Here is a 7,310-nt window from a genome sequence, read left to right as displayed (position 1 = left end):
AGGAGAGACTTGAACTCTCACACCTTGCGGCGCCAGAACCTAAATCTGGTGCGTCTACCAATTCCGCCACTTCCGCATCTATTCCTAACTGCTCTGATAAAAAGAACATTTAGGAATGGTGGCTACGACGGGATTCGAACCTGTGACCCCATCATTATGAGTGATGTGCTCTAACCAGCTGAGCTACGTAGCCAAAACCATATTTTTTGTTCTCAACGCTTTGTTGCCTTGTCGTTGGGAACGGCGCGCATTATGCGAAGTTGAGTGAGATCCGTCAACAGTTTTTTTTAATAAATTTCGGAAAAAACCTCGTTCGCTTCCTTTTTAAACAAAGAGGCGTGTTTATGATCTAAAACTGGAAATAAATTAGCTTGCAGTTGCGTAATTTATTTTTGTTCATTTACTTAAGGTATTAAAAAAGCCAGCTTAACAGCTGGCTTTTAGTGTAAATGAAGTGTTTAGAATTCATTCATTTAATTAAACATTGAAGCGGAAGTGTACAACATCGCCATCTTTTACGATGTAGTCTTTACCTTCTAGACGCCATTTACCTGCGTCTTTTGCGCCATTTTCACCATTGAATTGGATGAAATCGTCGTAACCAACTACTTCTGCACGAATAAAGCCTTTCTCGAAGTCAGTGTGGATCTTACCTGCCGCCTGAGGCGCAGTTGCACCAACAGGGATTGTCCAAGCACGTACTTCTTTAACACCTGCTGTGAAGTAGGTGTGTAGAGTCAGTAGTTCGTAACCAGAGCGAATTACACGGTTCAGGCCCGGCTCTTCGATCCCCATATCTGCTAGGAATTCTTCGCGATCTTCATCTTCTAGTTCAGATAGTTCAGATTCGATAGCTGCACATACAGGTACAACGACATTGTTTTCTTTTTCTGCGAACTCACGAACCGCATCTAGATATGGGTTATTTTCGAAGCCATCTTCGTTTACGTTTGCAATGTACATAGTTGGCTTCAGTGTTAGGAAGTTTAGGTAGCCGATTGCTGCTAACTCTTCTTTAGATAGCTCAACTGTGCGTGCCATGCCGCCTTCAGTTAGTACTGGTAACAGTTTTTCTAGTACGGTTAGTTCAAATTTTGCGTCTTTATCGCCGCCTTTTGCCTTCTTCGCGTTACGTTGAATCGCTCGCTCACAAGAATCAAGGTCAGCCATTGCAAGTTCAAGGTTGATCACTTCGATATCTTCGATAGGTGAAACTTTACCTGAAACGTGAACAATGTTTTCGTTTTCAAAACAGCGTACAACGTGGCCAATCGCGTCTGTTTCACGGATGTTAGCTAGGAATTTGTTACCTAAACCTTCACCACGTGATGCACCAGCAACAAGACCAGCGATGTCCACGAACTCCATCGTCGTTGGAAGAACTCTCTGTGGGTTAACGATCTTAGCTAGTGCGTCTAGACGTAGATCTGGCACAGGAACCACACCAGTGTTTGGTTCAATGGTACAGAACGGGAAGTTTGCTGCTTCGATACCCGCTTTAGTTAGTGCGTTGAACAGAGTTGATTTACCTACGTTAGGTAGACCAACGATGCCACATTTAAAACCCATGATAGTAACCTTATTCAGCTTTGAACGTGTGGAGGCGATTTTGTGCTTTAGATAGGCCATCCTTAATCAGGATATCTAGACAACGAACAGCCTCATCAGCTGCTGCATCTAAAAGCTCTTGCTCTTTAGCTGGCGCTTTACCTAATACAAAACCCGCCACTTTATCTTTGTGTCCCGGATGACCAATGCCAATACGAAGACGATAAAAATCTTTGTTATTGCCCAGTTTGCTAATGGTGTCACGCAGACCGTTGTGTCCACCGTGACCCCCACCTTTTTTAAACTTAGCGACACCTGGCGGTAAGTCTAGCTCGTCATGAGCAACCATGATCTCTTCAGGTTTAATTTGATAAAATTTCGCAAGCGCTGCGATCGATTTACCTGATAGATTCATGAAGGTGGTTGGGATAAGCAAACGGAGATCCTGGCCATTGACCATAATGCGTCCTGTTAGACCAAAAAACTTTGGTTCGTTCTTCAGTGTAACGTTGTGAACGCGTGCTAATTCTTCTACAACCCAAGCGCCCGCATTGTGACGAGTTCTGGCGTATTCTGGTCCTGGATTAGCAAGACCAACAAGAAGTTTGATTTGTTGACTCAAGGTTAGGATCTCTCTGGAATCTCAAAAAGCGCAGTATGATAGCACAGAAAACTCGCGGTGGGCGACCAAGGGATTTTCTAGTTATCAGTACAAATAAAAAAACACCCCAAAGAGGGGTGCTTTTGAAATCAGTGTAACTGAAATGTTCGTATTAGTTGAACATTGCAGAGATTGACTCTTCGTTACTGATACGACGAATCGCTTCAGCCAGCATGCGAGATAGGCTTAGTGTTGTCACTTTACCTGTTGCAGCCATCTCTTTAGACAGAGAGATAGAGTCAGTTACGATAACTTGGTCAAGAACTGAGTTCTTGATGTTATCCGCAGCGTTGCCTGAGAATACTGCGTGAGTAGCGTAAGCGAATACACGCTTAGCACCGCGCTCTTTTAGTGCTTCAGCTGCTTTACATAGTGTGCCACCTGTGTCGATCATGTCATCAACGATCACACAGTCACGACCTTCAACATCACCGATTAGGTTCATTACTTCAGAAACGTTTGCACGTGGACGACGCTTATCTACGATTGCGATGTCGATGTCGCCTAGTGCTTTTGCTGTTGCACGAGCACGAACAACGCCACCTAGGTCAGGAGATACCACTACAGGGTTATCTAGACCGCGAGCCTGCATATCTTCAAGTAGCACTGGCGTGCCGAAGATGTTGTCTACAGGTACATCGAAGAAGCCTTGAATTTGCTCTGCGTGTAGGTCGATAGTTAGAACGCGGTCAACACCAACGTTAGATAGGAAATCAGCAACAACTTTTGCAGTAATTGGCACACGCGCAGAACGTACACGACGGTCTTGGCGAGCGTAGCCGAAGTAAGGGATAACTGCAGTGATACGGCCTGCTGAAGCACGGCGCATTGCATCAATCATAACAACCAATTCCATTAGGTTGTCGTTAGTCGGTGCACAAGTGGATTGAATGATGAAAACATCGCTACCACGAACATTCTCATTGATTTGAACTGCAACTTCGCCATCAGAAAAGCGAGAAACAGATGCATCACCAAGAGAGATGTAAAGACGATCAGCAATACGTTGGGCTAGTTCAGGTGTTGCGTTACCAGCAAATAGCTTCATATCAGGCACGGTGGAAACCTCGGGTTTGCGTCCAGTTTAAATAGGTCGGTGTGAGGCTGATTGGTATTCAGCCAAAGTCTCTTTTAATGGCGAAATATTGCGCCCTTGAGCGACAAATGCCGAGACTTTATCAGAGAGTTGTGCAAGGATAGTTTCTGCTTCAGATTTGCTCGAAAATTCAGCAAAAACGCAAGATCCTGTCCCCGTCAATCTTGACGGCGCGTATTGTAGCAGCCAAGAAAGTTGCTTATCAACCTCTGGGTAGAGCATTCGTACAATTTTTTCGCAATCGTTTACGCTTGGCGTATTTGAAAGTGTTTCTAGATCTCGTTTTGGGGTGTTTCGCGTCAGATCTGGATGACAAAAAACGTCGACGGTTGCGATAGATACATTCGGTCTGACGACTAAATACCATTTTTCTTCGGGATAAGCAGGAGAGAGTTTTTCACCAACACCTTCAGCAAAAGCTGCAAATCCGCGCACAAATACGGGCACGTCTGCGCCTAGTTTTAAACCTATTTCAGCCAGTTCGTCGTCAGTTAGATTCAGTTGCCATAAGTAATTCAGTGCCACTAATGCTGTAGCTGCATTCGATGAGCCCCCACCAATGCCTCCACCCATAGGCAGCACTTTCTGTAGCTCAATATGCGCGCCAAAAGGGCAGTTTGAGTAAGTTTGAAGCGCGGTTGCAGCTTTCCAAATTAAATTGTCTTGAAGAGGCACACCTTCTATCTCTGGAGAAATCGTAATATCACCAGAATGGTTCGCTTGAATGGTGAGCTCATCGCCGTGATCGACGAATTGGAATAACGTTTGTAACTCGTGATAGCCATTCTCTGTACGGCCGTTGATATGTAGAAAGAGATTCAATTTCGCTGGTGATGGCCAGCGTGTTGAAAGTTCAATCATTGGGTGATGTTCCATTTTGTGATCACTAGATTTATTTTGACATCAGCAGTGGTGAGTTTCAGCTTATTTGGCAGAGGGAGAGACTGTTCATGCCATTGAACGTCGCCATATCGTTGATATGCAATACTCCAATCATTTAAACCAATTTGTTTGTTTAACGCTTGCAGTGTATTGGTTGGAGACAGTTGGAATTTGTCGGCATCGGTAGGTAGACCTAATAGCCAGTCAGGCATGTGATCGACGGGCATCATTAACCCTGTAAGACGGTAAATCAGCTGGTTAGCACTGCGAGAAGAAAGGACCTGATCGTCGTAAGTTTCTACTGTGGCGCCTTGTGGGGTGATGGTGAGCTTTAATGCCGTTTGTCCGAGAATCGTAGTTAAACGCAACTGGCTTAGTGCTGAAGAATGTTTCCAGTAGAAATTTAAATTTTGTCTTTGGTCTGGGCCGATATAACCAAGTTTTCCCGTTGCTTGAAAATCTTGGATGGTCTCGAGTCGTTGCTCATGAGCTTGCCATTCAACGCTGGTAACACTTTCAGGAACGGAGGAACAACCGGCGAGCAGTAAGCTCGACAAGAAAAAAAGAATAAAGGAGCGTAACGTCATGTTTGATGGCTTATTAATCAGTTTCGTCGGGAATCGCTCACAACTATAGCATTGAAAAGTCGCAGTTAGGAAAACAAATCCGGCTTACCCTTTCAATAAATGCGTGCTTACAGTAAAATTCTGGACCTATTTTATAACCTATCCCAGAGATACCACGTTAGATGTCCTTGCTTGCTATTGGAATTAATCACAATACAGCGTCTGTCGACTTGCGAGAGAAGGTGGCGTTTGGTCCGGATAAACTCGGCCCTGCACTCGAGCAACTTAGAGAGCACGAAGCGGTTAACGGCAGTGTGATTGTTTCAACCTGTAACCGAACCGAGTTGTACTGCGATGTTAAGCAAGGAGCGCGAAACAAGTTGATCGATTGGCTTGCTCAATTTCATCAAGTGAGCCGCGAAGATTTAATGCCGAGTTTGTATGTTCATGAAGAACAAGCTGCAATAAAGCATTTGATGCGCGTATCGTGCGGTCTTGACTCTCTGGTGTTGGGTGAGCCTCAAATTTTGGGGCAGGTAAAGCAAGCATTTTCTGACTCGCGAGATCATCAAGCTGTCGATGCCTCGATTGATAAACTGTTTCAAAAGACGTTCTCAGTCGCCAAACGGGTAAGAACAGAGACAGATATTGGTGGTAATGCCGTGTCCGTGGCTTATGCGGCATGTACACTGGCAAAACATATTTTTGAGTCGTTATCAGATTCAACCGTGCTTTTAGTTGGTGCGGGCGAGACGATTGAATTGGTCGCGAAGCATTTAGCGTCCAACGGTTGCACAAAAATGATTGTCGCGAACCGCACTAAAGAGCGCGCGCAAGGCTTAGCGGACCAATTTGGCGCAGAAGTGATCAGTTTGAACGAAATTCCTGAACATTTGGCGAAAGCGGATATTGTGATTAGCTCAACGGCGAGCCCATTGCCTATTATTGGCAAAGGTATGGTCGAAACGGCTCTAAAGCAGCGCCGACATCAACCTATCTTGTTAGTCGATATTGCGGTGCCGCGAGATGTAGAGTCGGAAGTCGGTGAACTGAACGACGCATATCTGTATTCTGTTGATGACTTGCAATCTATCATCGACAGCAACATTGAGCAGCGTAAAGTCGAAGCGATTCAAGCTGAAGCGATTGTTAGTGAAGAAAGCGCTGCATTTATGACATGGTTGCGTTCACTGCAAGCCGTCGATAGTATTCGCGACTATCGCAAATCAGCCAACGAAATTCGTGAAGAGTTACTAAGCAAAAGTTTGCAATCTTTAGCGGCAGGCGCAGATCCGGAGAAAGTGCTGCGCGAGCTGAGTAATAAACTCACCAACAAACTGATTCACGCTCCAACTCGCGCATTGCAAAGTGCAGCAGAGCAAGGCGAACCAGCAAAATTAACGATTATCCGCCAAACACTTGGCTTGGATGATCTATAACTCACGCTTTTTATTAAGAAAACGACACTATGAAAGCCTCTATTCTGACTAAGCTAGAAACGCTAGTAGAACGTTACGAAGAAGTTCAACATCTTCTTGGTGATCCTGATGTAATTGGAAATCAGGACAAATTCCGTGCTCTATCAAGAGAGTACTCTCAGCTAGAAGAAGTAACCAAGTGCTTCCAAGCTTATCAACAAGCACAAGAAGATCTTGTCGCCGCTGAAGAGATGGCAAACGAAGACGACGAAGAAATGCGTGAAATGGCGCAAGAAGAAATCAAAGAAGCGAAAGCGACGATTGAGCGTCTTACTGATGAGTTACAGATCCTTCTTCTGCCAAAAGATCCGAACGATGATCGTAACTGTTTCCTAGAAATTCGTGCAGGTGCGGGTGGCGACGAAGCGGGTATCTTCGCGGGTGATCTATTCCGTATGTACAGCAAGTACGCAGAAAAGCGTGGCTGGCGCATCGAAGTCATGTCTTCAAACGAGGCTGAGCACGGTGGTTACAAAGAGATGATCGCGAAAGTAAGCGGCGACGGTGCATACGGCGTGTTGAAATTTGAGTCAGGCGGTCACCGTGTACAGCGTGTTCCAGCAACAGAGTCTCAAGGCCGTGTGCATACTTCTGCTTGTACAGTAGCAGTAATGGCGGAAATCCCAGAAGCGGATCTGCCAGAAATCAAAGCAGCAGACCTGAAAATCGATACGTTCCGTGCATCTGGCGCGGGTGGTCAGCACGTTAACACCACGGATTCTGCAATCCGTATTACCCACTTACCAACGGGTACGGTAGTAGAGTGTCAGGATGAGCGTTCACAGCACAAGAACAAAGCGAAAGCAATGGCGGTTCTTGCTGCTCGTATCGTTCAAGCGGAAGAAGAGCGTCGTGCCGCAGAAGTGTCTGATACACGTCGTAACCTTCTAGGTTCTGGTGACCGTAGTGACCGTATTCGTACATACAACTACCCACAAGGTCGTGTGTCTGATCACCGTATCAACCTGACCATCTATCGTTTGAACGAAGTGATGGAAGGTGACCTGCAGAGCTTGATTGATCCTGTGATTCAAGAGCACCAAGCAGACCAACTTGCGGCGCTCGCAGAGAACGGCTAA

General features: G+C 45.6%; 7 protein-coding genes and 1 tRNA gene. 2 read left to right on the top strand and 6 right to left on the bottom strand.

Annotated features, from left to right (window positions below; all coding sequences use genetic code 11):
- Nucleotides 1-116: 116 nt before the first annotated feature.
- The 6 genes from R8O70_RS07350 to lolB form a co-directional block, all read right to left on the bottom strand.
- Nucleotides 117-193 (bottom strand) — tRNA-Met (locus R8O70_RS07350).
- A 284-nt stretch (nt 194-477) separates the two neighbouring features.
- The gene (ychF, locus tag R8O70_RS07345; protein ID WP_005393178.1) at nt 478-1,569 is read right to left on the bottom strand and encodes a redox-regulated ATPase YchF; all 1,092 of its coding nucleotides are present in this window, start codon (nt 1,567-1,569) and stop codon (nt 478-480) included.
- Nucleotides 1,570-1,579: 10 nt separating this feature from the next.
- A complete protein-coding gene (gene pth, locus R8O70_RS07340) occupies nt 1,580-2,170 on the bottom strand; it encodes an aminoacyl-tRNA hydrolase (RefSeq protein WP_005384112.1) in 591 nt (196 codons plus the stop codon).
- 151 nt (nt 2,171-2,321) lie between these two features.
- Complete coding sequence (locus R8O70_RS07335; protein WP_005393176.1) at nt 2,322-3,266, bottom strand: ribose-phosphate pyrophosphokinase; 945 nt, start codon at nt 3,264-3,266, stop codon at nt 2,322-2,324.
- Between the two features lie 27 nt (nt 3,267-3,293).
- Complete coding sequence (ispE, locus tag R8O70_RS07330; protein ID WP_258623756.1) at nt 3,294-4,166, bottom strand: 4-(cytidine 5'-diphospho)-2-C-methyl-D-erythritol kinase; 873 nt, start codon at nt 4,164-4,166, stop codon at nt 3,294-3,296.
- Nucleotides 4,163-4,774: a lipoprotein insertase outer membrane protein LolB gene (gene lolB / locus R8O70_RS07325; RefSeq protein ID WP_031812838.1), complete on the bottom strand. Its 612-nt coding sequence runs from the start codon at nt 4,772-4,774 to the stop codon at nt 4,163-4,165. The genes ispE and lolB overlap by 4 nt, the downstream gene beginning before the upstream one ends.
- Before the next feature lie 161 nt (nt 4,775-4,935).
- On the opposite strand from lolB, the gene hemA reads away from it, so the two are divergent.
- Nucleotides 4,936-6,192, top strand: coding sequence for a glutamyl-tRNA reductase (hemA, locus tag R8O70_RS07320; RefSeq protein WP_005384104.1), 1,257 nt, complete (start codon nt 4,936-4,938; stop codon nt 6,190-6,192).
- Between the two features lie 29 nt (nt 6,193-6,221).
- Nucleotides 6,222-7,310 (top strand): peptide chain release factor 1, encoded by a 1,089-nt coding sequence (gene prfA / locus R8O70_RS07315; RefSeq protein WP_005382222.1) that lies wholly within the window; start codon nt 6,222-6,224, stop codon nt 7,308-7,310.

Origin of the sequence: Vibrio sp. 779(2023), assembly GCF_033344285.1 — a bacterium.
In the GTDB taxonomy this organism is placed as follows: domain Bacteria; phylum Pseudomonadota; class Gammaproteobacteria; order Enterobacterales; family Vibrionaceae; genus Vibrio; species Vibrio alginolyticus.
This window is presented reverse-complemented; position numbering and strand designations above follow the sequence as displayed.

Excerpts from the sequence above, each read along its gene's own strand:
- ychF (WP_005393178.1), bottom strand. The coding sequence starts at position 1,569 with ATGGGTTTTAAATGTGGCATCGTTGGTCTACCTAACGTAGGTAAATCA.
- hemA (WP_005384104.1), top strand. The coding sequence starts at position 4,936 with ATGTCCTTGCTTGCTATTGGAATTAATCACAATACAGCGTCTGTCGAC.
- prfA (WP_005382222.1), top strand. The coding sequence starts at position 6,222 with ATGAAAGCCTCTATTCTGACTAAGCTAGAAACGCTAGTAGAACGTTAC.
- lolB (WP_031812838.1), bottom strand. The coding sequence starts at position 4,774 with ATGACGTTACGCTCCTTTATTCTTTTTTTCTTGTCGAGCTTACTGCTC.
- ispE (WP_258623756.1), bottom strand. The coding sequence starts at position 4,166 with ATGATTGAACTTTCAACACGCTGGCCATCACCAGCGAAATTGAATCTC.